General features: G+C 69.8%; 14 protein-coding genes and 1 pseudogene. 5 read left to right on the plus strand and 10 right to left on the minus strand.

All coding sequences use genetic code 11. From position 1 onward, the window contains the following. Positions 1 to 64: 64 nt before the first annotated feature. Positions 65 to 748 (plus strand): annotated as a pseudogene (locus ACLJQF_RS34075) (fibronectin type III-like domain-contianing protein); the annotation flags it as partial. A gap of 169 nt (positions 749 to 917) precedes the next feature. On the opposite strand, the gene ACLJQF_RS34080 reads toward ACLJQF_RS34075, so the two are convergent. The 7 genes from ACLJQF_RS34080 to ACLJQF_RS34110 all read right to left on the minus strand — a co-directional run bounded on the left by ACLJQF_RS34080 (position 918) and on the right by ACLJQF_RS34110 (position 11,078). Continuing rightward, entirely contained in the window at positions 918 to 3,590 is a 2,673-nt protein-coding gene (locus ACLJQF_RS34080; protein ID WP_410614451.1) for an RICIN domain-containing protein, read from the minus strand. A gap of 351 nt (positions 3,591 to 3,941) precedes the next feature. Further along, positions 3,942 to 4,370, minus strand: coding sequence for an ester cyclase (locus tag ACLJQF_RS34085; RefSeq protein ID WP_410614452.1), 429 nt, complete (start codon positions 4,368 to 4,370; stop codon positions 3,942 to 3,944). 48 nt (positions 4,371 to 4,418) lie between these two features. Continuing rightward, entirely contained in the window at positions 4,419 to 5,846 is a 1,428-nt protein-coding gene (locus ACLJQF_RS34090; protein WP_410614533.1) for a gamma-aminobutyraldehyde dehydrogenase, read from the minus strand. Positions 5,847 to 5,854: 8 nt separating this feature from the next. Beyond that, on the minus strand, positions 5,855 to 8,167 hold the full coding sequence (locus ACLJQF_RS34095; protein ID WP_410614453.1) for a N,N-dimethylformamidase beta subunit family domain-containing protein: 2,313 nt from the start codon (positions 8,165 to 8,167) through the stop codon (positions 5,855 to 5,857). A gap of 18 nt (positions 8,168 to 8,185) precedes the next feature. Next, positions 8,186 to 8,533: a hypothetical protein gene (locus ACLJQF_RS34100; RefSeq protein WP_410614454.1), complete on the minus strand. Its 348-nt coding sequence runs from the start codon at positions 8,531 to 8,533 to the stop codon at positions 8,186 to 8,188. 23 nt (positions 8,534 to 8,556) lie between these two features. Beyond that, positions 8,557 to 9,963 carry an APC family permease gene (locus ACLJQF_RS34105; RefSeq protein ID WP_410614455.1) on the minus strand — a complete coding sequence of 469 codons (1,407 nt, stop codon included), beginning with the start codon at positions 9,961 to 9,963 and terminating at the stop codon, positions 8,557 to 8,559. Positions 9,964 to 10,094: 131 nt separating this feature from the next. Further along, positions 10,095 to 11,078, minus strand: coding sequence for a response regulator transcription factor (locus ACLJQF_RS34110; protein WP_410614456.1), 984 nt, complete (start codon positions 11,076 to 11,078; stop codon positions 10,095 to 10,097). A gap of 976 nt (positions 11,079 to 12,054) precedes the next feature. On the opposite strand from ACLJQF_RS34110, the gene ACLJQF_RS34115 reads away from it, so the two are divergent. Further along, the gene (locus ACLJQF_RS34115) at positions 12,055 to 15,303 is read left to right on the plus strand and encodes a fibronectin type III domain-containing protein (protein ID WP_410614457.1); all 3,249 of its coding nucleotides are present in this window, start codon (positions 12,055 to 12,057) and stop codon (positions 15,301 to 15,303) included. Between the two features lie 635 nt (positions 15,304 to 15,938). Continuing rightward, positions 15,939 to 17,459 carry a hypothetical protein gene (locus ACLJQF_RS34120; protein WP_410614458.1) on the plus strand — a complete coding sequence of 507 codons (1,521 nt, stop codon included), beginning with the start codon at positions 15,939 to 15,941 and terminating at the stop codon, positions 17,457 to 17,459. A 50-nt stretch (positions 17,460 to 17,509) separates the two neighbouring features. Here the strand turns inward: ACLJQF_RS34120 and ACLJQF_RS34125 are convergent, their stop codons facing one another. Further along, positions 17,510 to 18,397, minus strand: coding sequence for a patatin-like phospholipase family protein (locus ACLJQF_RS34125; protein ID WP_410614459.1), 888 nt, complete (start codon positions 18,395 to 18,397; stop codon positions 17,510 to 17,512). A 226-nt stretch (positions 18,398 to 18,623) separates the two neighbouring features. On the opposite strand from ACLJQF_RS34125, the gene ACLJQF_RS34130 reads away from it, so the two are divergent. Continuing rightward, a complete protein-coding gene (locus ACLJQF_RS34130; protein ID WP_410614460.1) occupies positions 18,624 to 19,163 on the plus strand; it encodes a TetR/AcrR family transcriptional regulator in 540 nt (179 codons plus the stop codon). A 13-nt stretch (positions 19,164 to 19,176) separates the two neighbouring features. Here ACLJQF_RS34130 and ACLJQF_RS34135 read toward each other — a convergent pair whose 3' ends face one another. Then, positions 19,177 to 19,905 carry a TetR/AcrR family transcriptional regulator gene (locus ACLJQF_RS34135; protein ID WP_410614461.1) on the minus strand — a complete coding sequence of 243 codons (729 nt, stop codon included), beginning with the start codon at positions 19,903 to 19,905 and terminating at the stop codon, positions 19,177 to 19,179. 94 nt (positions 19,906 to 19,999) lie between these two features. Here ACLJQF_RS34135 and ACLJQF_RS34140 point away from each other — a divergent pair, with 94 nt between their 5' ends. Next, the gene (locus tag ACLJQF_RS34140) at positions 20,000 to 20,887 is read left to right on the plus strand and encodes a hypothetical protein (RefSeq protein ID WP_410614462.1); all 888 of its coding nucleotides are present in this window, start codon (positions 20,000 to 20,002) and stop codon (positions 20,885 to 20,887) included. 30 nt (positions 20,888 to 20,917) lie between these two features. Here ACLJQF_RS34140 and ACLJQF_RS34145 read toward each other — a convergent pair whose 3' ends face one another. Further along, a complete protein-coding gene (locus tag ACLJQF_RS34145) occupies positions 20,918 to 24,820 on the minus strand; it encodes a family 78 glycoside hydrolase catalytic domain (RefSeq protein WP_410614463.1) in 3,903 nt (1,300 codons plus the stop codon). Positions 24,821 to 25,101 lie beyond the last annotated feature (281 nt).

A 25,101-nucleotide genomic window follows, 5' to 3' on the forward strand; every position in this document is an offset into this window, starting at 1 on the left:
CGGGCCGGGCCGCTCGACCGACCCGCCGTGGTGGGCGATCGCGCCGGGCTGTTCGGCCGCGGCACCTCGGGCCCTCGGCCGCCACGCCGGCCGCGCGGCGGCCCTGGTCCAGGCGTTCATGCCCGGCGAGGAAGGCGGTAGCGCCCTCTCCGGTGTCCTGACCGGGCGGATGACCCCGCCGGGTCGCCTTCCGGTGCAGATCCCGCGGTCGCCCGGCGGCTCGCCGGGCACCTACCTGAACCCGCCGCTCGGCCGCAACAGCGAAGGCATCAGCAAACCTCGACCCGACCCCGCTGTTCCCGTTCGGCCACGGACTCTCCTACACCACTTTCGCCTACTCCGACCTCGACATCAGCGCAAGCAAGCTCCCGACGGATGGACAGCTGTCCATCGCGGTCACCGTCCGCAACACGGCGAGCGGGCCGGCGACGAAACCGTGCAGCTCTACCTGGACGACGTCCAAGCTCAGGTCACCCGCCCGGTCCGTGAACTGGCCGGGTTCGCTCGCGTCCCGCTCGCAGTCGGAGCGTCTGCGCGGGTCGTCTTCACCCTGCACACCGACCGCACCGCCTTTACCGGGCTCGACTGCCACCGCATCGTCGAACCCGGGACCATCGAGTTGCTCGTCGGACGCTCCGCCAACGACCTGCCCTGCACCGGATCCTTCGACCTCACCGGCCCGGTCCGCGAAGCCGGCCACGACCGCGTCCTGCACACGCCGGTCGAGGTCATTCACCTGCGCGAGTGACGCCGATCATCCGCGCTCCCATCGAGCGTTGCCAGGTCTCCCGCGGCCGCGACGTCGCGATCATCGCCCATCCACCGGGCGAGGAAAGCCGAAATTGAAACTTTTCGTGCTCGGTGGTGCCCGCTTGCCGACGTTCGGAGTTGGCAGCGGGCGAGAACCGGTCGTCCGGTCAGGCCCGGTTCAGTTGCCACTGCTGGTTGGCCCCGCCGTTGGCGGCCCACTGCACGACCTGCGCCCCGTCGCTCGTCGCCGCACCGTTGACGTCCGCCACCAGTCCGCTGTCGTGGCTGACGATGGTGTAGTAGCCGTTGCCGGTGGACCGCAGGTACCACATCTGGTTGGTGCCGCCGTTGGCCGTCCACTGCTGCAGTTGCAGCCCGGCCGTGCTGCTGTTGGCGTTGACGTCGAGCACCTTTCCGCTCGGGACGTACTGGAGGGTGTAGGAGCCGTCGGAGGTCGTGGCGATGGTCCAGGTGGCGGTGCCGCTCTGCTGGACCACCTTGGCACCGTCCGCGGTGGAGTTGCCCGCGACAGCGAGCGGCTTGCCGCTGTTGCGGTTGACGATGCGGTAGGTGCCCGGTGCGGGTCCGTCTCCGCCGCCTCCGGCGAGGGTGAAGTACTCCACCGCGTCGGTGAAGACGGGGCTACCGGACTTCGTGGTCGACAGCTGCAGGTACACGCGGTTGCCGGTGGCCGGGGTGGTGAAGGACACCGGCTGGGTGACCCGCGAGCCGAGCGGGACGGTCAGGGTCGTGTTTCCGGACGCGACGACCGCGCCGTCCGGTGCGTCGAGCCGCGCCGTCCAGGTGAAGCCCACCGAGGTGTCGGCGAAGTCGTCGTTGAAGACGGTGATGTTGCGGGTGACCGTGGCGTTCCGGGCGTAGCTGGGCACGGCCTGCGGCAGGGGGAACGTGCCGTTCGAGTCCGAGGCGCCGGAGGCGGACCAGTACGGGAGGTCGACCGCGGCCACCGGGTTGTACGCCGCCTGCACGCGCTGGATCTGCGGGTTGCTCCAGGGGGCCGGGAGGTTGTCCGCGCCGTAGATGGGGTGGCCGCCCTCCTCCGGGGTGAAGTCGGTGGTCCGCACTCCGGGCACGACACTGGCCCAGGCGGACAGCAGCGTGTACGGACGCAGGTCCGTGGCGTTCTTGCCGCGCTTGGCCAGGGTTGCCGTGGCGAACCACTCGAAGCCCTGCTTGGTGTTGCACGCCGGCCAGATGAACTCGCCCTCGCCGTCGGGCCGCCCGTTCGCGGTGACCACGCCCTCCCCGTACCTGCCGAAGCCGTCGATGTAGTGCGAGATCACCGCGAAGTTGGGGTACGTCATCCCGGGGTAACTGTTGACATTCGCGCCGACGCCCAGCTCGGCAATGACCGGCCGGGTGCCGTCGGCGCCGTTCATCGCCGCGTACAGGTCCTTCTCGAACTGTTCGGAATCCTGGCCGCTCTGGTTCGGCTCGTTGTTCTGGCTCCAGCGGATGACCGCGGGGTGGTTGCGGTCGCGCAGGACCAGCGCACGGGCGTGGTTGACCATGTTGTCGTGCCCGGCGATCCAATCCTGCCCGGACTGGGAGCCGCGAATCGCGACCTCGTCGATGACCATCAGGCCCATCTCGTCGGCAACATCCAACATGTACGGGCTTGCGGGCTCCTGGTGGACGCGTATCACGTTGTAGTTGAGGCGCTGGTAGTTGTCCACCGTCTGCGGCCAGCCGCCGTTGTTCGACGAAGGGGGCAGGAAGCCGGGCAGGGTGTCGTAGGCGTCGCCCTTGCCGCCGTTGTTGATCCGGTCGTAGTCGGCACCCTGCAGGTTGTCGCCGCGGAAGTTCACGCGCACGCCGTTGAGGTAGTAGTAGTCACCGTTCTGGGTGGCCTCCCGGAACCCGAACCGGTACGTGGCGTCGCTGGTGTGCCCGTCATCGATGACGGCACGCACCGCCAGCCGGTGCAGCTGCGCCTGGTACCCCGGCCGGTACGGCACGTTGGGCCACCAGTACGAGGTGCTGTCGAGGTTCCACGCGACCGGTCCGACGGTCACGGTCGCGGTCGAGTGGGCTGCCACGGTGACCGTACGGCTGGGCAGTTCCGGGTAGCTGAACGCCGTTCCGTTGTCGGACGACAGCGACCCGGTCAACGTCACCGACCGGGAACTGCCCGACGTGTTACGCACCGACACGTCGTAGCTCAACGTCTTGTTCGCCACCGACGTACGCACGAAGGTGTCGCTGACGGACACCGCCGGGTACGTCCGCAGGAACGCCGAACGGTAGATCCCCTGGGGGACCGCCTCGGACCACTCGGCGGCGTCGGGCACCAGGTACCGGCCGTTGGCTGCCTTCAACGCGCCGCGACCCTTTACGGCGACGCTGATCGTGTGGGTGCTGCCGGGGGCCGCGTAGGCGGTGATGTCGAAATTCGACGGCGTGAACGCCGTGGTCTGCGTCGCCACCACCCGGCCGTCGACCGACAGCGTCGCCTGGTGGTTGACCGCCCCGAACTCGATCCACGCCGACTGCGGCTGACCCGAGTCGGGCACGGTGATGCTGCGCGAGTACACCGCCTCGTTCACGTCGGTGAAGCCCTGCTTGTACCAGCCGCCGCCGGGCACGGTGATCGAGGTCGTCCCCCGCCCCGCCGGCGTGAAACTCCACGTCCCGGCCAGGTCGACCGAGGCGATCGCGGCGGCGCCGGCAGCTGCGGCCGCGGGGGCCGGCTGTGGTGCGACGGCCGGCTGTCCTGCGGCGGCGGGTTGTCCCGTGTCGATGATCGCGAGGAGGGTGGCGCCGGCCAGCGCTGCGCGGGCGAAGCGCCGGGATAGCGTGCGAGGGCTGTTCTGACGCATCAAGAAATCCCTTTCGCGGGTGTCGCGTCTACGGGGATACACCGATCATCGGACCCATCGTCACTACCGCCGGGGCCGTCAAAATGAAAAGGTCCACTATGGACTCGTCTACCGGCTCCATGCCCCGCGGAGCAGGGCATCGGTCGGCAAGCAATCGTGTTCGAACCGGTTCGACAGAACGATAAGCGGCGTCGGCTCGCGGTGTCAAACATGTCTAGGGATTGCGCCGAAAGAAGAGCGCAATCCCGTGAAACTTTCAAAGCCGCAACTGGGTGCCCCGCCGTCGGCGGTCCACTGGATGATCTGTGCCCCGTCGTTGGTTGCGACGCCGGAGACGTCGGCCAGCGGCGGCTAGCAGGCCACTGTCGTGGCTGCTGAATGCCGAGGACCGGGCGGCGCTGCCGCTATCGGAGCCGAACCCGCGCCCGTCTCTATTCTGCTGCAGAAGTTCATGGCCTGCACCGAGATTTTGTTGCCGCTCGCCGGGATCCCCAAGAATTCCCCGTCGTGGGTGCCTCGCATGGTGAACCGCGCAGCCACCGTGTCCCCCTCGGTGACCATCTCCTCCAGCGTCCATGCGACGTCCGGGAAGGCACCGCGCATCATCCCGATGACTTCCATGTACCCGGCGGGCCCTCGCAGCGGTTGCGGATGACCGGGCGCGTGGATCACCGCATCCGGTGAAATGACCTCGCAAGCGAGGTCCTCATCGGCTGTGTTGATGAACTCCACGAAGCGGTTCATGACGGTCGTGCTCGGATCTGTGGCGAGGACCTCCACGATGCGCGCCCCGATCGGTGGCGTTGGTCGGGAACAGGCCCGTGAGCGTCACACGTCCCATGACGTCATGACGTGTTTGATGCGGGTGTAGTCCTCGAAGCCGTACGCGGACAGATCCTTGCCGTAGCCGGACTGCTTGAAGCCGCCGTGGGGCATCTCGGCGACCAGCGGGAGGTGGGTGTTGATCCACACGCAGCCGAAATCGAGCCGCTTGGACATGCGCATCGCGCGGGCGTGGTCCTTGGTCCACACCGACGAGGCCAGGGCGTAGTCGACGTCGTTGGCGTAGTCCAATGCCTGTGCCTCGTCGCGGAAGGGCTGGACGGTGATGACCGGGCCGAACACCTCGTGCTGGATGATTTCGTCGTCCTGTTCGAGGCCGGAAACGACGGTGGGGGCGTAGAAGTAGCCTTCGTCGCCGACGCGGTGGCCGCCTGCTTCGATCTTGGCGTGGGCGGGCAGGCGTTCGATGAAGCCGGAGACTTGCGTGAGCCGGCCGGCGTTGTTGAGCGGTCCGTACAGCACGTCCGGGTCGTCGGGAAGGCCGGTCTTCGTGGCGGTGGCGGCCCTCGCCAGCGCCGTGACGAACTCGTCGTGGACCGATTCCTGGACGAGAACCCGGGTAGCGGCCGTACAGTCCTGACCGGCGTTGAAGAAGCCGGCCATCGAGATGCCCTCGACGGCCTGGGCGAGGTCGGCGTCGGAGAAGACGATGACCGGCGCCTTGCCGCCCAGTTCCAGGTGGACGCGCTTGACGTCCCTGGCCGCGGACTCGGCGACCTGCCTACCGGCTCGCACGGAGCCGGTGATGGAGGCCATCGCCGGGGTGGGGTGTTCGACCATCAGGCGGCCGGTGTCGCGGTCACCGCAGACGACGTTGAAAACGCCCTCGGGCAGGATCGACCCGGCGATCTCGGCCATCAGCAGCGTGGAGGCCGGGGTGGTGTCCGACGGCTTCAAGACCACGGTGTTCCCCGCGGCCAGCGCCGGGGCGAACTTCCAGACCGCCATCAGCATCGGGTAGTTCCACGGTGCGACCTGCGCGCAGACCCCGACGGGCTCACGCCGGACGATGGAGGTCATACCCGCCAGGTACTCACCGGCCGAGCGGCCCTCCAGCAGGCGCGCGGCGCCGGCGAAGAAGCGGATCTGGTCGACCATCGGCGGCACCTCCTCGCTCGCCGTCAGCCCGAGCGGCTTGCCGGTGTTTTCGGACTCGACGGCGACGAGCTCCCCGGCCCTGGCCTCGAAGGCGTCTGCGATCTTCAGCAGCAGGCGCTGTCGCTCGGCCGGGGTCGTGTCGCGCCACGCCGGGAACGCGGCCGCGGCCGCGCCCATGGCCGCGTCGACGTCGGCCGGGCCGGACAGCGGCGATGTCGCGTAGGGCTCACCCGTCACCGGGTCGACGATCTCGATCGTCCGCCCGTCGGCGGCGTCGAGCGACTCCCCGCCGATGTGGTTTCGCAGGGTACGCAGAACGGTGGTCACTGGATCTCCAGAGGCTTCTCGTCGCGGAAACGGCGCAGCACGTTGCCGGTGATCGTCGCGATATTGTTGTCGTACCCGTTGTGGGACAACGACCCGGTCCAGGCGATGGACCCGACCGAGAAGAATCCGCCACCGCCTTCCAGCGCGCAGTAGACGATGTCCGAGCGGACCGCCGGCTGCTCGGTTCCGCCCATCCCGGGAAGCATCTCGAAGATTTCCTCGGTCACCAGCAGGTAGTTGTCGGAGAAGGGCCCGGAGGTGGCCAGGACGAGGGTTCCGGGCGGGGAGCCGAGCGCCGGGTTCCAGCAGTCGATCTCCGAGCCGGCCGCGCCGCCGCCGATGATGCCGAAGCCGCCCAGGAGCTCGTTCTCCCCGACGCCTTCGAAGATGAAGGCCGCCCGTGGATCCCGGCTGTCGGCGAGGCGCTCGTAGTGGGTGCAGCGGTCGAAGCCCTGAGCCGCCATCCCGACCCCGACCAGGCGCTGCGGGGCCTTGCCCTTGTTGCGCCACAGGCCGCCGGCCTCGCCCGAAGTGGTGTGGCGGCGCTCGGCGAAGGGCGACTGGTGGGGACGGGTACCGCCGTCGGCGCGGCGCAGCTCCATCAGGTGCGGCGCGCCGGGGTCGTAGGAGACCGTCGCGAAGAACCCGTTGCCGCCCAAGTACATCAGCCGGCCGTCATGGGCGGTGAACTCCTCGAGAGCGTCGAGCTCGCGGCGCGTGACGTATTCGGGGTGGCTCCCGGTGATCACGACGCGGTAGTCGCGCAGCAGGTCATAACCTTCCCGGTCGAGGTCCTCGTCGGTGAGGGCGTCGAACTCGCACTCCGCGGTCTCCAGCCAGTGCACGAGGGACAGGTCGGCGGGCAGGCCCCAGGGGCCTTCGCTCATGAACGAGGCCCGGTACCGCGGCTGGAGGCTGATCAGCGGGCGGCGGACGCTGCCGAACACGACGCCGGAGCCGTCGTTGTGGATTTCGTACAGGGAGCGGCCGAACTCGGGGTGGTCCTGCAGGACCAGGTCTTCCTTGTGGACGATGGGCGTGTGCCCGAGGAGCATCTCCATCCCGTCCGCCTCGAAGGCGATCCGGTCGTTGGCGTAAGCCAGGTAGGTGGCCGTGGGGAACAAGACGGCGATGTCCTTGCGCCGCCGGCCCGGCCCGACGAGGAAGGGCACGTGCTGCTCGATGCCGTCGGCCCGCAGCCGCACCGCGTAGACGCCGCTGGGCAGGTCCTCGGGCACCTCGAAGGTGAACGCCGCGGGCCACTGGGCGTCGGCGATGTCGTCGTCGTGGAAGTGGATGGCGTCGAACTCGTCGGGCTCGAGCCGGAAGTCCTCCACGACACCTCGGAACGCGGGGCCGGTGACGCCCCGGACGGGCGCGTTGACACAGTTGCCGTGCAGCCCGTGTGGCCCCTCGTCGACCACGTCCCACAGCAGCAGCCCGTCGGGGCGCCGGCTGCGGCCGAAGTGCCAGGCAGCCACCGGCTCGCGCGCGTCGCCGGTGGCGCGTTCGACGCGGAGGCCGCCGATCTTCCCGTTGAACGCGGTCGCCGCGAGCAACCGGTCACCGTCCCGGCGAGCCAGCGCGCCGATCCGGAACGGCATCGAAGATGCCGTCCAGACCGCCGAGGCGGGCGCACTCGCCTGCTCGGGTACGGCGGCCGCGGCGGCCGGTGCCACCCGGTCCGCGCAGTGGCCCAGCGGGCTCTGCCGCAGGGTGATCCGCCCCGCCGACCGGGGCAACTCGACGTCGATCCGGTACCACTGGTGGCCCGTCAGCTCCTGTTCCAGGGTGAGGGTCTGTTGCCGGCCGCCCTCGCTCCACACGAAGGACGGTTTGCCGTCGTCGAGCAGCAGGGCCCAGCCGGTCATGGTCGCCGCGTCCCAGGTGCCCATGACGGCCTGGCGTTCGCCGGTGAAGCCGACCGAGCTCTGGCTGACCCGGTAGGCGCCCAGGTTCCCGGATCGGTTGTCGCGCGGCAGGGTCGGGAAGACGGCGGCGCTGATCACCAGTGCGCCGGGGTTCGCCAGCAGGCCGTTCGGGTCGGGGACTTCGACGTAGGAGCCGGGCTGGCACGCGTGGTACTGCCCCGGGTACGTCCCGTCGATGGTGGAGGGGACCTCGGCTTCCAGGAAGCCCGGGCCCGCCTGCCCGTCGTAGCCGTGCCGCAGGCGCACCAGGGCGGCGTCGTAGGTCGCGGGGCCTTCACAGCTGATGTGGAACGAAAGTTCCTCGCCGGGACGGGCGGAGAAGCGATCGGTGTAGCCGAAGACGTTCTGGGTCGTCGTGCGGCCGCTCGAGAGTGCCATGGCCCTCGTCGTTCCTTTCTAGTTCTGCAGGAGTTCGGCGACACGCGCGGTGAAGATGGACCGCATGGCGTCTTCGTAGTCCGCAAAGGACTGCTGCGTCAGGAGCAGGTTGCCCGGCATGCTCAGGACGATCTTCGCCACGCGCCAGGGGCCGTCGGGACCTTCGGAGAAGATGATGTGCTTGCCCGCGGTGGGCAGGCTGCGCAGCGCCCGCAGCACGCGCTGGGTGCGGTCGTCGTGCGGTCCCAGCGGAGCAGCTTCGTGCGCGGTGGCGACCTCGCCGGTGCATTCCTTGCGCAGGCGTTCTTCGCTGCGCAGGCGGAACACTTCGAGCAGCTCGGCCGAGCGATCTGCACTGGTGCGCATCAGGGTGCCTTTCTCGGGTGCGGTCAGGCGTCGGAGCTGCCGAGCGAGCGGCCGGTGAACTTGAAGTACGCCGCCACGCCGAGGCCGATGACGAGCCAGCACGAGCCGACGATCTTGGCGTTGGGGTCCGCGTTCCACAGCGCGACCAGCAGGAGCGCGGCGCCGAGGACCGGGGAGACCCAGTGGACGAAGAAGCGGCGGCTGCGGCCTCGGATGACGAAGTGGGTGAAGACGCTGACGTGCAGGAGGATGTAGGCGGTGATGGCGCCGAAGGTCACCAGGGTGGTCAGCAGTCCCGACTGCTCCACGCCGAGGATGCCGACTCCCACCGACAGAAGCGCGATGAAGATCATCGCGTTGACCGGGACCTGGTGCCGGGCGCTGACCCGCGACAGGAACTTCGGCAGCTGCCCGTCACGGGCCATGCTGAAGACCAGGCGGGCCGAGGTGGCGTTGGAGGCGATGGTGTTGGCGAAGATCGCGATCAAGGCGGCGGTCAGCAGGAGGACCGTCTTGAACCAGCCGGCCATGGCCGTGCCCACCACGTTGTAGAAGGCGTTGTTGACCAGGTCGCCGTCGGCGAACGTCGTCCCGCTCGGGACCAGGATGCCCGCCACGAAAACCTGCACGACGAACAGCGCGGCCACCTGGTAGAGGACGATCATGGTCGCCTTGGAGACGGTCTTGCCGCCGCCTTCGGCCTCTTCGTTCAGTGTCGAGATCGCGTCGAAGCCGATGTAGCTCAGCGCGGCGACGGGGACCGCACCGAGGACCAGGGACCAGGAGCCGCCGCCGGCGGGAACGAACGGGGTGAGCGACAGGTGGGCCCGGCCCTCGACGAGGAGAACGGCTGCCCAGACCAGGAACACGGCCAGCACGGCCAGCTGGATGTAGAGAAAGATCTTGTTCATCGCCGCGGTGACGCTGATGCCCATGATGTTGATCAGCGCGGTCGCGACGACGAAGATCACCACCCAGATCCAGGCGGGCACCTCGGGGACCACACCGGTCATCGCACTGGCCGCGAAGACACACAGCAGTGCGGGCAGCAGCAGGTAGTCGAGCAGGATGGCCCACCCCGAGACGAACCCGAGGAAGCGGTTGCCACCCATCCGCACGTAGCTGTAGACCGAGCCGGCGACCGGGAACCGGACCGCCATCTCCTTGTAGCTGACGGCACTGAACAACATCGCGATCGCGGCCACCAGGTAGACCGCGGCGACGGCGCCGGCGGACATGTTGTAGACGATGCCGAACACCGCGACGGGGGCGAGCGGCACCATGTAGATCAGGCCGTAGATGACGACGTCGGCCAGGCTGAGCGTGCGGGCGAGCTCCTGCTCGTAACCGAGTTCGTGCAGGCGGCCGCGGTCGTCCTCCGCGCCGCCGGCTCTTTCCGGCGCGGTTTGCGGAGATTCTGGAGCGTTCATGGCCGGGCCTCCTGAGGGATGAACGAGCCCGGTCGGCGGGTGGGAGCCACCTTCAACGTGGGCTGGTCTTCACCTCGAATATGACGCTCGGCAACCTTTCGGCTCAATACGCATTACTACCGACAAGGCCGTCAGCGGTCCAGGCGCAGGACCCCGTCGCGCAGCGCCGACGCCACCGCACCGGCTCGCGAAGGCTGTCCCATCTTGTGCAGGATCCGCTCCACATGCGTGGTCACCGTGCGCAAGGAGACGTCGCGCTGCGCAGCCAGCTGCTGGTTCGAGAACCCCGCCGCCATCCCGTTCAGGATGTCGTACTCGCGCGGCGAAAGGGAGTGCGGCAGACCGGCCGTGGGAAGCTCCTGCACCAGTACCGCCGGCTCCGGCCGTCCCAGCGGATCGGCCACCTTCAGGACCTGCAGCGCGAGCCAGCCTTCGCTCGACGCCTGCATCCCGGTGGCGGCGACCTGCGTCGAGGCCAGGAAGCGACGCAGGAAGGCGGCGAAGCCGGGCTGCGTGGGCGCGAGCGCCGGGGCGCACGACTCGACGGCCCAGGCACGGCCGTTGCGGTCGATCAGGGTGGCGTTCGCGCCCGGAGGGATGGCGCAACCGGAGGGTTGCCGTCGAGCCACGTCGCACATCCGGGCCAGCGCGGGTGCCAGGGCCTCGAGGAGTTCGGCCGCGTCGTCGCGGAACGAGCCGCGCGCCGCCGCGGAGAAGTGCAGCATGCCCGTGTACGCGCCGCAGCCGGAGAAGAGGCAAGCGGTCATGCCGTCCTCGAAGCCACCCGGCCTGAGCACCTCTTGGTACATCGGGGACTGCCGGTAGTCGCCCGGCACGTCGTCGATCCGCATCGGCAGGCGCCGCTCCCGGACCAGCCGGTTTTCGGCGCTCGTCGCATAGCGGTCACCCAGCGCAACGACCGTTTCGTCACCGTAGGTGACCGCGGCCAGCGCTCGGTGCGCTCGAGCCACCGGATCCCAGACCATGAAGGCGCCGGCGTCGTGATGGGTCACCGGCTCGAGCAGCCTCAGCACCGTCATCGCGGCCTCGCGTCGGTCATGGGCTCCGGCAGCGTAGGCCGCCTCGACCAGGACCCGGGTGTGGGATGGCTCCATCAGCGAATCCTTCTCGAAGGCGGCCTACCCCAGCGCGCCATAGTAACTTCTTCCCGGGCTCCGGGGACGAGAATGGGGGCGCGGATCCACATAATGGTGACCCCTTCTCATGGCCGCGCGAACGTTCGTCATGCCGAGGAGCGGAGGCAAGTGGCCGCAGTTGCGCGAGGAGATGCTCATTCCGCCGATCCCGATTACCCCCGTGACAGCGCATTGGCTCTGCCGGGGATAGGCCTGTCGGCCAGGACACGTCAGTACGACCGGTGGTACACAACGCCATCGAGTTCGTCGTCGGGGTAGGCGGCCGACCTCACGTTCCAGCGAGGCGACCCTGGCCGCTTCTGCCGGGGTCTTTCCCGGCCTGGGTGGCCGGCATTGTCGCGACCATTGGCCAGACAACCATCATGCCACTGTTCGTCACTGACCCGACTCACCGCCCAGGGGAGGCGGCTCCCGGCCGGCCCCACCGCCGATCGGGGCAAATCCGTACAGCGGGAGATCCCGACACGGTGCCCTTCGCTTCCCCGCTACCGCCGAATCTTCCTGCCCGATCGGGATACTGAAGGGTGCCCGGCCGGACGAAGTGGCGCCGAATCGACAGCGTCTGCCCCGGTGACAGTCGATCGCCTGGGCCGAATGTCGCACCCGCGAATTTGTGCACTACACCGGCAGCAGCCGGGGCTGTCGCGGGTGCTGTGCCTGCGCGACCGCACCCAGGCGGCCGCCCACGCCGGCGACCCGGGGCCTCGTCTGAGCCGGCCCCGGCTGGGCCCAGGGCGAGCCGCCACCGGACCGGTCCACTCGGGTAGAGCTCACCGCGACACCGGCCTGCCCAACGGGACTCCGCCGTGATGGGTAATAACCGCCGCAGCGAGGAGGCCGTTTCCGCATCGCCCGCCGTAGGACCGATCAGCGGATGGCCAGGCTGCGGACCGTGTTCTAGATTCGCCTGACGAAGTTCTACTGGGGGGCAGCAATGCGGAGCTGGGGAATTCTGTGCGTCATCGTGACGGTCGCCCTCGCCTCCGTCGCGTTTCCGCACGGCGCGGCGCACGCTGACGAAACTTGTCCGGACATCCTGATCCTCGGTTCGCGGGGGTCCGGTGAGGACGCCACCGACGGCGGCGGTGCCGGCCCGACCGTCGGGAACTTCTTCGGGCGTTTCAAGCCGGCCGTAGAAGCCGCGGGATTGACAGTGCGGCTCTGGGGCAACGGCAACGCGGACACCCCCGGGGAGACCGCCGAGCAGTACCCGGCCGCGCCGGTGACGGGCGGTTGGAGCGCCTGGGCCACCACGATCGGTACGGGGTCGGCGTTCGGTAACGGCAGGTTGAACCGCTACCGGGATTCGGTGACCAAGGGACAGAACAACCTCAGAGCGAAGATAGCGGCCACGATCGGCGGCCCCTGCGGGGCGGTCACCCGGCTGGTGCTGTCCGGTTACGACCAGGGCGCTCAGGTGACCGGGACCGTCTACCGGAGCTTGACCGCGGCGCAGCGCGACCGGGTGCTCGGGGTCGCGTTGTTCGGTGACCCGGTGCTGAACGGCCGGGCGCGGACCAGCCTCGGCAACCTCGACCGAAGCCGCGACGGCCTGCTGACCGACCGGCGCAACGATGCGCCGCCGGAGGAATTCCCGGGGCCGAGGGACAAGGTCCGGTCGTACTGCCACGCGCTGGATCCCGTCTGCCAGGGCTTCCTGCGGTGGTCTCCGCCGGCCCCGTCGGCCAAGACGTTCTCGCTCGAGCAGCACAGCAACTACCCGAATGTCGGAGATGGCCCCGGCCAGGACACCTACCCGGCCGACGCAGCCGGGTTCTTCGCCGCCCGGGTCCGTACGGCACCGCCGTCCTCCGGGCCCGAGGCCGCGATCACCCCGGTCGGCGGTGCCGTTCCCGGAGTTCCGTTCCTCGTCTCCGCCGCGGAATCGTCCGACCCCGCCGGCCGGCCGCTGAGCCACGCGTGGGACCTCGACGGTTCCGGCCGGTACGCGACCACCACCGACGGCAACGTCCTGGAGACCTCGTTCGCCACCGCCGGCGACCACGTCGTCGGGCTCAAGGTCACCAACGACGCGGGACAATCCGCGGTCACGACGACGTCGGTGCACGTGGGCAGCCCAGGTGTGTACACCGGGGTCCCCGATCCGCCGGCTTCCGTCACGTGGTCCGCCGCGGCGGACCGGGAGTCGGCCACGGTGACCTGGCAGCCGCCCGCGGCCGGCCCACCGCCCGCCGAAGGCTACGAAGTCGTCACCCCGGACGGCCGGCTGCTCGCGGTGATCGACCACGGCGGGCCCGCGTCGCTGACTCTGCGGGACCGGGAACTCCCTTCGACCGTTGTCGTCAGGTCGGTCAACCGCCGGGGTGCGAGCGCCGGTTCGGCGCCGGTGCGGGTGTCGGTGCCGTCCGAGGTGATGGTGGTCGGGGACTCGACCAGCCAGGGCAGCGCGGGCGACTTCACCTGGCGCTACCGGTTCGACAAGCACGAAACCGCCGCCGGCGCCCAACTGTCCCTCGTCGGCCCGCGTGACGACCTGTTCGACAACGTGGCGAACACCTCGAACGACAACCACACCTACGCCGATCCCGCGTTCACGCAGCGCCACGACGCCGTCTGGGGCGAGTCGATGGGGGGTGCCGCCGCCCACGTCGGAGCCGACGTCGCCGCCTACCACCCGGACTACCTGCTGGTCCTGCTCGGCGGCAACGACCTCGGCTTCGGCCTGAGCGATCCCGCGGGCACCGAGGCGAGCCTGCGCACCTTCGTCGCCCGCGCCCGTCAGGCCGATTCCGGCGTGCAGTTCGTGTTCGGCACCCTGCTGCCCAGCCAGCGCACGCAGAGCGACGCCGGGTTCGCCGCCACCGTGGCCGACTTCAACGCGCGGCTCCGGCGCACGGCCGGCGAACTGTCCACAGCGGACTCCCAGGTGTCCGTCGCGGAGACCGGCCAGGACATCGTCCCGCAGGCCGATCTGTGGGACGGCGCGCACCCGAACGCGCAAGGCGAAGTCAAGATCGCCGCGGCGTTCGCCGACTCCCTCGCGAGCACCCTGTCCGTCGGAACGCCGTATCCGCGGCCCTATCCGCCCGTCCCGCTCGGACCGCAGGTGGAACCGCGGCTGACCGCCACACCGGGCAACGGGCAGGCCGATCTGTCGTGGCCGCTCTCGCCCGGCGCCACCGGCTACTACGTGCACACCAAGGACGTCACCGCCGGGGAAACCACGTTCACCAGGCTGCCTTTTCCCGTACTGGGTCCGATGTGGACCGCCGGGCTGCTGACCAACGGCCACACCTACGAATTCCGGCTGCAGACCACCAAGGGAACCGCCGAAGGCGTGTTTTCGACCACCGCCACGGTGACCCCGGCCGGACCGGCCCCGAACGCGGTGACCGACCTGTCGGCCGGCCCGGGTGACGGGAAGGCCACGCTGTCGTGGACCCCGGTGGCCAACGCGACCGGCTACTACGTGTACCGCAAGAACCTCACCGCCGGCGAAACCACGTTCACCCAGCTGCCCTGGCCGGTGCTCGGCCCGACCTGGGTCGCCGAGCTGCTGACCCCGGGCGAGACGTACCAGTTCCAGCTGCAGGCGACCGACGGCGACATCCGGGGCGGACTGTCCAACGTCGCCACGGTCGCGGTCACCGGGGTGACCCCGAACGCTGTCACAAACCTTTCGGCGAGCCCGGGTGCCGGGAACGCGACACTGTCGTGGACGCTGTCGCCCGGTGCGACCGGCTACTACGTCTACCGCAAGAACCTCACCGCCGGCGAAACCACGTTCACCCAGCTGCCCTGGCCGGTGTCCGGCCCGACCTGGCCGGCCGAAGGGCTGACCCCGGGCGCCACGTACCAGTTCCAGGTCCAAGCGGCCAACGGCCGCCTCCGAAGCGGACTGTCCAATGTAGCCACCGCCGCCGTGACCGCGCCGGTGCCGACGGCGGTCACCGACCTGACCGCCAAAGCGTCCGGCGCCGGCGAAGCGACCCTGTCCTGGACGCCCTCGGCGAACGCGACCGGCTACTACATCCACGTCCGCAACGTCAGCGCCGGGGAAACCACCTTCACCAGGCTTCCGTGGCCCGTCGGCGGACCCACCTGGGTCAGCGCCGGCCTCGTGCCCGGCGCGCGCTACCAATACCGGGTCCAGCCGGTCAACGGCTACCTCGTCGGCGGCCTCTCCAACACCGCCGAGGTGTTCACCCGTGTCACGACGTAGACGGTGACACCGGCTCATCCCACGAGTGCAGCCGATCCGTCGAGCGTCCGCCCGGCTGCCCCGGGAGAAGGAGCGACCGTGTCCGAGCTCATCGCCAACCCGTTTCGCGAGGACTGGACCTCGGTCAATCGATGCCTTCGACGATGCGGAAGTCGCGCTCGAAGCCGTCGGGGAGTTCGGCCGGCGCCTACTGAGGCTTCGACGGGCCGCTGCCGGTCGCTGTAGATCGTGCGCAACTGCCGGATCACGGGCGTTCCTTCGGGTAGTTCGAGCGTCTCGGCTTCCGCAGCAGCAACAAAGCGACAGACTCGGGCACGGAAAGTTCTGCGTGCCGGGAACCGACGTCCATGCAGGTCAAGTCGCATTTCGATACTCGTGGACGACTCCGATGAGACGATCCTGTCGGGCGAGACCACCAGCATCGAGAACGAGGTATGTCATGAACGCCGATGGGTCGAATCCGCCGGACTGCGAGCCCGCTCCGGCCATGCGACCATCGAAGTGATGTTCCACAGAGCAGGCAGACATAACCGTGACGTAGCATTGCTGTAACCCATCGTCATTACGGTCCCCGGGACATGTCGATCGGGCAGATGAAGGATCCGGCGTCGGTGGCGCTTCCGCGGGGTGAACAGGTGCTTCTGGAAGTGAAGGCGGAGCAGGTCGACGCGCGAGGACGATGGCTGCTCGTTTTCGGGGCGGTGCTGGCCGCCGCGCTTTTCCTGGTGGTGCGCGGCAGTCTCACCGACGACGGCTACATCACGCTCGCCTACGCGAAGAACCTCGCCGTGCACGGCGAATGGGGCGTCATCCCCGGCTCGCCCGCGAACTCCGCGACGTCACCGCTGAACGTCCTGCTCCTCGCCGCGCTGACCCTGGTGACGCGAGCGGCGGGCAGCCCACACCCGGTCGTGGCGCTCGGGATCCTGACGGTCCTGTGCGGCGGTGCGCTCGGCTGGGCCTGGCAGCGCATCGGGCGGAAGCTGGTGCTGCCGCCCGCGGCCGGGGCGCTCGGCGTCGCGCTGGTGCTGCTCAACCCGTTCGTGCTGTCCGCGATCGGCCTCGAAGTCCTCTTGATCCCCGCTGTCCTGCTGGTCCTCACGGTCTTCGCGCTCGAAGGACGACCGATCCTGTTCGGCGTGACCGCCGGGCTCGCCGTCCTCACCCGGCTCGACCTCATCGTGTTCGTGGTGGTGATCGCGCTCAGCGCGCCCGCGATCCGGCGGCGGCTGCTGCCGGCCGCCGGTTTCGCGGTGCTGACGGCCGCGCCGTGGTTCGTCTTCAGCTGGGTCGCCTTCGGCTCGTTCGTGCCCGACACGCTGGCGATCAAGCAGACACAGGCGGGGCTGTTCGCGCCGTGGACCTACCGCACCGGGCCGGTGATGTACTACAACGTTTACCCGGTGACCGTGCTGGTGGCGTTCATCCCGGCACTGATCGGCGTGGTCGCGCTCGCCGTGTGGGCCGCGGCGCGGTTCTCTCGGCGCCGGCCGGAGTTCCCCGCGCTCGGCGCGGTGGCGGCGCTGGGTGCCGGCGGAGTCCTCTACTTCGTCGCCTATTCGTTCATCGGCGTCGGCCCGTTCCATTGGTACTACGTGGCTCCGACGACGACGCTGGCCAGTTTCGCCGTCGCGGCCTTCGGTGCGTGGTTCGGGCAGGCACGTGAGCGGACGGCGCTGCGCACCGTTCCCCCGGTGCTCGCGCTCGGGCTGACCGGGCTGCTGGCGCTGAGCGCGGCGGCTGTCGACGCCGCCCAGGGCATCCCGTGGAATTCGCCGGTCATCTTCGGGAACTGGGCCAGCGCGCAGGACTACGCGCGGGTCGGCACGGAACTGGGCGCGCGGCTGGACGGCGCGAGCGTGGCCAGTCCCGGGGAGATCGGCACCCTCGCGTACTACTGCGAGTGCGCCATCATCGACGAGTTCTCCGACCGCGGCCACGCGAAGGAGCTGGTCGAGCAGCGGATCGCGACGGCGAGCCCGCTGATGAGCCTTGCGCTGCGGGTGAACTACCACTGGCTGGACCGCTCGATCACCCCGCGCAAACCGGCTTACCGGCTGCACTACGGCTCGGGGCCGGCGACCGGGCCGGACAGCTGGCAGGTGCACTCCGCAGCCAGGGGCGTCGGACACTTCACCCTCACCCGCGAACCGTGACCGTGGCTGGAGGCCGGCCGGCCGGGCGGAGTCATGGATCCCGCTGACCATCAGAAGTCCCAGACGGCCCGGATTGCTGCCGCCTCGCGTTCGGCCTGGCGCCTGCCGATGTGGAACGCCCGGCCGGCGGTCTCCGGGTCCATCATCTTCACCGGCGCTTCGAGGTCGCCGAAGTCGGGGTCGACGGCCACCAGCCGGGTTTTTCCGCGCAACTGGGCCACTTCGGCGTCCGCCTTGATCGTCGAGGGGGATCGATCGCTGCCGGGTGCGCCACTCGGAGCCTCGATCGGCAGGCAGGACACGACCACGAGAACGTCGCTCGGTGGCGCCGCCGCGGCGTTCAGGTGGTTCACGATTCCGCCGTCCATGTAGCGGTGTCCGTTGATGGTGACAGCGGGGAACAGCATCGGTACGACACAACTGGCCGCAACCGCGTGCAGCAGCGGCACACCGGATTCTTCGCCCCACACGACAAGCTCGCCGGTGCCGGTGTCGATCGCCGTGCAGCGGAACCCGGTGGGCCAGGCGACACCGTCGAGTGTTCCGAGCAGGCCGAGGTAGTCGTCTTCGGTGAGCGTGGTCGTCGCTTCCTGTGCCGCAGAGCCGATCGCTCGCAGCGCTTGCCGCGGGTCGGCGGCGAAGACGGCTTGGCGCGATGCGTCCAGGAAGCTTTGCGAGCCCGCGCCCAAGCTGTCGAAGCCGAGCTTCTTCCCCACCTCCGCCAAGATGGCGAGCGCGTCGGTGACGTCACGGCCGCAGGCCAGCATCGCACCGACCAGGGATCCCGCCGACGTTCCCACGATCGCCGGTGCTTCCGCCAAGTCGACGCCGGCTTCACGCAGTCCGGCGAGCAGACCCGTCTGCCAAGCGACGCCAACGGTGCCGCCGCCGCCGAGAACGACCGCGCGGGTGGGTGAGCCATTTCCTTGAAGAGTCATTGCTGTTCCTTCCGTGATGCGTCGTAACGCGAGTCGTTCAACGGCGTCTCGGCCGCGCGTTCGAGCTCCGCGGTGGCGGCCTCCGGGTCCGCCGTCGGCAGCGTCCCTGGGCGTCCATCGCGGCGATCCGGGCGTCGCCGAGGTCCCCGATCCGCTGCGGGCAGCTCACTCAACCGCCGTTGAGCGAGACGGTACACGAATCGCTCAACGACTGTAGAGTGAAGCGATGACCGAGACCTCCCGCGACGCCAAACGCGCCCGTACCGCACAGCGGATCCTCGACGCCGCGCGGCAGGAGTTCGCGACCCGCGGCTTCGAGGGCGCGACGATCCGGGGCATCGCCGGCGCGGCGGGCGTGGACGCCTCGCTGGTGATGCAGCACTACGGCTCGAAGGCGGCCCTGTTCAGCGCCGCCGTCCAGCTGCCCAGCGACGATTCCGCGAGCGCCGCCGAGCACCTGCTGGAGGTCCTCGCCAAGCGGCTGCGCGAACTGCCCCCGGAGACGAGCGCACTCGTCAGGTCCATGCTCACGGTGCCCGAAGCCGCTGACACGATGCGGTCCTACCTCGACGAACGCGTAGACAACCTCGCCCGGTCTTTGGAGGGTGACGACGCCCACCTGCGCGCCCTGGTCACCGTGAGCGGCATCCTCGGCCTGACGATCACGCAGCACTTCCTGAAGTTGCGCGCCTTCGACGACGCCTCCCACGAAGAGTTGCTGCGGGCCACGCGCGGCTGGACCGAATATTTGTCGCGCGACTCGTAGCGTTCTGGGCTGGTCAGGACAGCGACGCGGCCGCCCCGGCCAGCAGCCAGCCGAGACCGAGTTCGAAGCTCGCCTCGGGATCGTCGTCGTGCAGCAGCTCGGAGACGCCGGTGCCCGCGAGATGGGGAAGCTCGCCGGCCTCGATCCGGGTCTGGACGTACTCCGTGGTGACCTTGCGGCGTGCGGCGTTCACCGCGTCCGCGGCCCGGCGGCGGATCCCCCCGGACAGCTGGGCCTGCACGTGGCCGAACGTGAAGGTGTCGACCGCGAGGACGAGCGCCCGGCGCACGGCACTGCCGGCGTCGAGCCCGCGGACCGCGGCCGCGGATTCGTCCAGGCGCTTGAGCGAGGCCGGGCCGATCGGGCATCCGGCGTCCCGGGTGGCCAGCAGCCAGGGGTGGCGCAGGGCGGCGGCCCGGTTGTACCGCGCGCGCATTCGCAAGGCCTCACGCCAGTCGGCGGGGACATCGCCCATGAGCGTTTCTTCGACCGCGGCGTCGTGCATGAGCTCGAGCAGGTCGTCCTTGCTGCCGATGTGGGAGTAGAGGCTCATCGGGCGGGCCTGCAGTTCGCCGGCGATCCGGCGGATGGAGACGGCGTCGAGGCCTTCGTCATCGGCGACGGCCATCGCCGCTCGGACGATCCGCTCGCGGGTCAGCGGCCGAGGCTTCGGCTCGGGCTTGGACTCGCGAACCCAGAGTGGCTCGCTTCGAGGCTGGGCTGGGCGGCGCGGTGCGGGCACGGGGTGAGTCTAGCGAAGCCACGGCGGTCTGGCGATACAGTGTACGAACTCGCGATACGCTGTACGGTGAGAGCGCGGCCCACCGGAGGAAACAGTGTCGATCATCGAGTGCTACCGGTTCGTCAGGGACGATTTGACCTCGGCGAACGGCAGCCTGTCCTGGCGCATCGGGGAATGGAACGAGGTGAGCGGGACCATCCTCTGCTGCGCCCGCGGACTGCACGCATCGCCGACCCCGCGGGACTCCGTCCGGAACGTCTACGGACAGCGCTGGTTCGCAGCGGAAGCCAGAGGCGAAACCTCCCATCAGGGAACCAAGTTCGCCGCGAGCGAGATGAGGCTCGTCGAAGAGATCCCGCCCGACGTGCTGCGACACTTCGCCGTCGGCTGCGCAAGGCGGAGTTTCGCCTACCTCGAGCAACGACACCCGGTGGACGCTCGGATCCTCCAGTGCATCCAAGCCACGGAAGGCTTTCTCGACGGCGTGCTCGGGACTGACGACCTCCTGGAAGGCCGCCAAGCCGCCGGCGCGGTCGTCGCCGATGCGGCCATCGGTCCCGACACCGGACGCCTCACGGCCGCGGCAATGGCGGCATCCCAGGCAGCCCACGGGGATGCGGCGTCGTGGACGGCCGCCGCGGCGGGGGCCGCACACGCGGCCAACGTCGCCGCGGACGCCATCGACGCGGCGGCCGCCCTCACGACCGCGTACGCCGGAATCCACAATGTCGCGAAAGGCTTCGCCGCCGCGAACATCGCGGAGCAGGCCGCCACCGCCGCGCGCGCAGCCGCGGCATCCGGCGCTGTCGCCCATGCCGCCGCTGTCGCTGCGGCCGGCGGCACCTACGCACCGGACACCGCCTCCGACGCCTACTTCGCAGCCTGGTCCGCGGCTACCGCACACCCCGCCGACCGGCACTACCTGGCCCAGGACGCGCACCTGCTCGAGCTGATCGCCGGCACCCGAGCACAACACGCCTGATCGACGCGGCCCAAGGCTGACCCGCCCGCGTCAGGGCGTCAGCTCCGCGATCCTCGAGAAGCCGTTCTGCGCGGCGGCGACGGCGATCCGCACCTGGGTCGTGGTTACCGGGGCCGGGAACGGGATCCACCGGTAGACGGCGGTGTTCCCCGTGATGTGAACCTGGTCGGCCCAGTGCGCGCCGTCCCAGGTCTGCACGGTGAAGTCGGTCGGCACACCGTCCGGATGGGACGCGAAACCGACGCCGGTCAGCGCGGTCGCGGCCGGTGCCGTGACGGTCAGGGTGTCCGGGTACCGGCCGTCGGTGTCGTCGTTCCAGAACGTCGCCAGGTCGTGGTCGATCGCGTTCGACGCCAGGTACGTGCGGGTGGCGCCATTGACGACGTTCGGTGCGTGCTCGCTCGACGCCGTGGCCGTGGTGCCGCTCGCCCAGCTGCCGAACACCGGCACGTTCACGGTCGTCTTCGCCTCTCCCCCGCGAGGCGCCCGCACCGTCAGCGTCACCGGATACACGCCACTCTTGACTCCCGCCGGGACGGTGATCCGCACACTCGCCGGCGTCTCGGACATGGCCGGAGTGAGAGGAATCTGGGTCGCCGTCGCCGTCCAGCCCGACGGAACCTGCGCACCGAGCGCCGCCTGTCCGGCCACTGTGGACCGGCCTTCGACGACCACCGGGATGTCACCGCTGCCGCCCGCGGTGATCGCGGCGGGCGTGCCGGTGGTGAGCACGAGCCGGGTGAACGGCGTGCGCGACGGCGTCACGGTGAACGTGTAGTCGCCGGAACCCGCGGTCAGGGTGAGCGTCTCGTCGTCGGCGCGACCGACCGTCAGGCCGGGGTCGGGCTGGGCGGCGTGGCCGTCGGCGAAGATCGTCCGGCCGTTCTCGCGCACCGACGACTGCTTGCCGCCCAGCAGCGGCAGCCGGATGGTCGCCTTCGCGCCGACCGGAATCGTCGCGTGGTAGGTGAGGGTGCTGCCGTCGCGCCGCCAAGAGCTCACCACGGTCCCCCGCACGGTCTGCTGCTGCGCCGTCACGTGGGTGAGGTTGCCGGCGACGGCGGGGGCGAGCGTGAACTCGCGCCAGCCGGGGGTGCCGGGCTGGATCCCGGCGAGCTGCTGCTGGAACCACTGCCCGATCGCGCCGCCGAGGCCGATGTGGTCCTTCGACGACGTGCCGTCCGGCGCCGAGGAGTTGTCCCACTTCTCCCAGATCGTTCCCGGCCCCTGGTTCACCATGTAGCCGAAGCTCGGGTAGTCGGTGCGTTGCGCGACGGCGAGGGCGACGTCGTTGCGCTGGTACTTGCCGAGCGCCTGGAACACCAGGGTGGTGCCGACGAACCCGGTCGTGACGTGGTTCTGGTGCGCCGCGATGTCAGCCACGAGACGGTCCACCGTGGACTGCTCGCGCCCGGCCGGGACGAGCCCGAACACGAGCGGCAGGGCGTAGGACAGTTGCGTCCCGGTACCGAAGACGCCGGTGTCGGCGGAGTAGAAGCGCTTCAGGAAGCCGGCCGAGATCTGGGCCGCCAGTGCGTTGTACTTGGTGGCGTCGGTCTGCTTGCCCAGTACTCCGGCCATCTTCGCGAGCAGGTGCGCGTCGAGGTAGGCGAAGCCGGTCTGGAAGTAGCTGTGCGGGGTGCTGACCGTCGAGAGCCAGTCGTCGCCCCAGGACGTCGGCGGGTTGACGACGACGTGGTCGGCGTCGCTGATCGTGCCGAGGTAGTCGACCCACGCCTTGACGTGGTCGTAGTGCGTGGCGAGCAGCTGCGTGGTGCCGTATTGGGTGTAGGAGTCCCAGATGATCTGCGGGTAGGCGGTCCCCCAGGCGGGGTCGGTGGCCCAGTCGGTGCGGCCGTTGACCGGCGCGACCGAGGGCAGGCTGCCGTCGGCGTTGCGGCTGGTCACCATGTCGCCGAGCCACTTCGTGTAGAACGCCTGCATGTCGAAGTTGGCCATCGCCTCCTGGTCGGAGTCGGCGGCGTCCCCGAGCCAGCCGTGGCGTTCCCGGGTCGGGCAGTCCATCTGGATCGACTCGAGGTTGTTCAGCTGCGTCTGCGTGACGGCGGCCTGGATCTTGTCGAGCCCCGGGTCCGAGGTGTCGAACCCGCCCGTCGAAGCGACGTCGGTGTGGATCTCCTGCACGGTCACGGTGACGGCGGCGTCGTCGGGCAGGCCGGTCAGCTCGGCGTAGCGGAAGCCCGCATAGTTGAAGTGCGGCAGGTAGGTCTCGGTGCCGGTGCCGCTGAAGGTGTAGTGGTCGGTCTGTCGCGGTGGTTCGGAGCCGTTGAAGCTGATGTTCGCGGTCGAGACGCGGCCGCTGGAGTCGAGGATCTCGCCCTTCTTCAGCGACGCCGTCGTCCCGGCGGGCTGCGCGGCCCGCAGGGTCGCCTGGCCGGTGCGGTTCTGGCCGAAGTCGTAGACGCGCACGCCCGGCGCGGGCCGGGTTTCCTTGACCGCGTCGTGGTTCGCGACGATCCGGGACGGCGGTGTGATGTCGGGCTGCAGCTGCGTGATGCCGCTGTCGACCACGGCCGGGTTCGGGCCGTAGACGCCGATCTCGGCCAGCCGGAAGGTGCAGCTGGTGCCGACGCAGGCGAGCTTCGTCGCGGTCACCCGGACGTAGCGGCCGGTGACGTTCGCGGGCAGGGTGACGGCCGCGGTGCCCGGGTTGGGCTGGTCGGCGTCCGTGCGGTCGGCGACGGTCGTCGCGGTGGCGAACGCCGGATCGTCGCTGACCTGGACCCGGTAGCGCACCGGGAAGCCGGCGCCGGCGAAGTCACCCGCGGGGTCGTTGGTCGGCCGCGCCGGGAACAGCGTCACCGAGCCGAGGTGCTGCGCCGAGCCGAGGTCGACCTGCGCCCACTTCACAGTGTCGGATTGGGATTCGATGACGGAGTGGTAGCCCTCCGACGCGTCACTCGAGCCGTCGATCCCGTCGGTCGCGGCCGCCGGGGACCAGCCACAGCAGGTCGTCGTGTCGAGTGCGGTGACCGGCTTGCCCTGCGCCAGGCTCTGGCGGTGCGACGCCGGGGCCACGGCGAGCGCGGCGGGCCAGGCGCCGGCGTCGAACCCGGCCGTGTCCCAGCCCGCGATCTCCCTGCGGGCGTCGTAGGTCTCGCCGTAGTAGAAGTCGTCGCCGGTGACCGGGCCGGCGTGGGTCTTCCAGTCGGGGCCGGTGCCGAAGCGCGCGGTCGAGCCGTCGGTGTAGGTGACGTTCAGCTGGGCGACGAGCGCCGGGCGGCCGGTGTACTGGCCCTTTCCGGCCATGAACGCGAGCGCGTTGCGGCCGGGCTTGACCAGGTTCGTGACGTCGAGGTCGCGGTAGAGCACCCGGGCGGCGTAATCGGTCACCGCGGAGTCGAGCACCCGGTCGGGCTGGACGCGGGCGCCGTTGAGGTGCGGCTCGGCGACGCCTTGCGCGCCGAGGTACAGCCGGGCGCGGGCGACCGGCTTGGTGACGTCGAAGCTGCCACGGACCAGCGCGCCGTCGTCGGCCTGCAGCCACCAGGCAGACCAGTCGGCCGGCTGCAGCAGGCCGGTGTCGAACTTCGCGGGCGCCGACCACGGCGACGGCCGGCCCAGGCTGTTCCAGGTCCGCACCGACCACTGGTAGGTGCGGTCGCTGTCCAATGCCGGTCCGGTGTAGGTGACGTCGACCGAGTTCCCCGACGGCACGCGCCCGGAGTCCCAGTGGGACCGCGGTCCGTCGACGCGGATCTCGTACGCCGTCTGGGTTTCCGCGCGCCCGGTGTCGTTGACCGTCCACGCGAACGCCGGCCGTGGACTGGCGGCCAGGACGTTCGACACCTGGCCGTCCGCTCGCAGCGCCGTTGGCGGCAGCGGACCGCCGTGCGCGGGCTCCGCTGTCGCGGTTGAAGGCGTGAACGCCGCGGCGAGCGCGAGCGCGACAACAACGGTTCGCCTCTTCATCGAGGTTCCCGACCGGCGCATGAACGTCTCCTGACTTCATAAAACGTTTCAATCAGCCGAGGGACTTTGTACAACCTCCGTCGCGAGGAAACAAGGAACGGCGTCGATCCTGTCCAGCCGGCTCCGGACAGGACACTCGATCAGCTCAGCGCATGACCTCGTTCACACAGCCGATGCAGATCCGCGTCGCTGGAAGGGCGACGGGCCGATCTTCCGCGATCGGCCCGCAGCATTTGCAGTTTCGTTAACGTCGGCACGCACGCGCCCGATGGCGCGATCGA

This window comes from Amycolatopsis sp. lyj-109, from assembly GCF_046548995.1.
In the GTDB taxonomy this organism is placed as follows: Bacteria; Actinomycetota; Actinomycetes; order Mycobacteriales; family Pseudonocardiaceae; genus Amycolatopsis.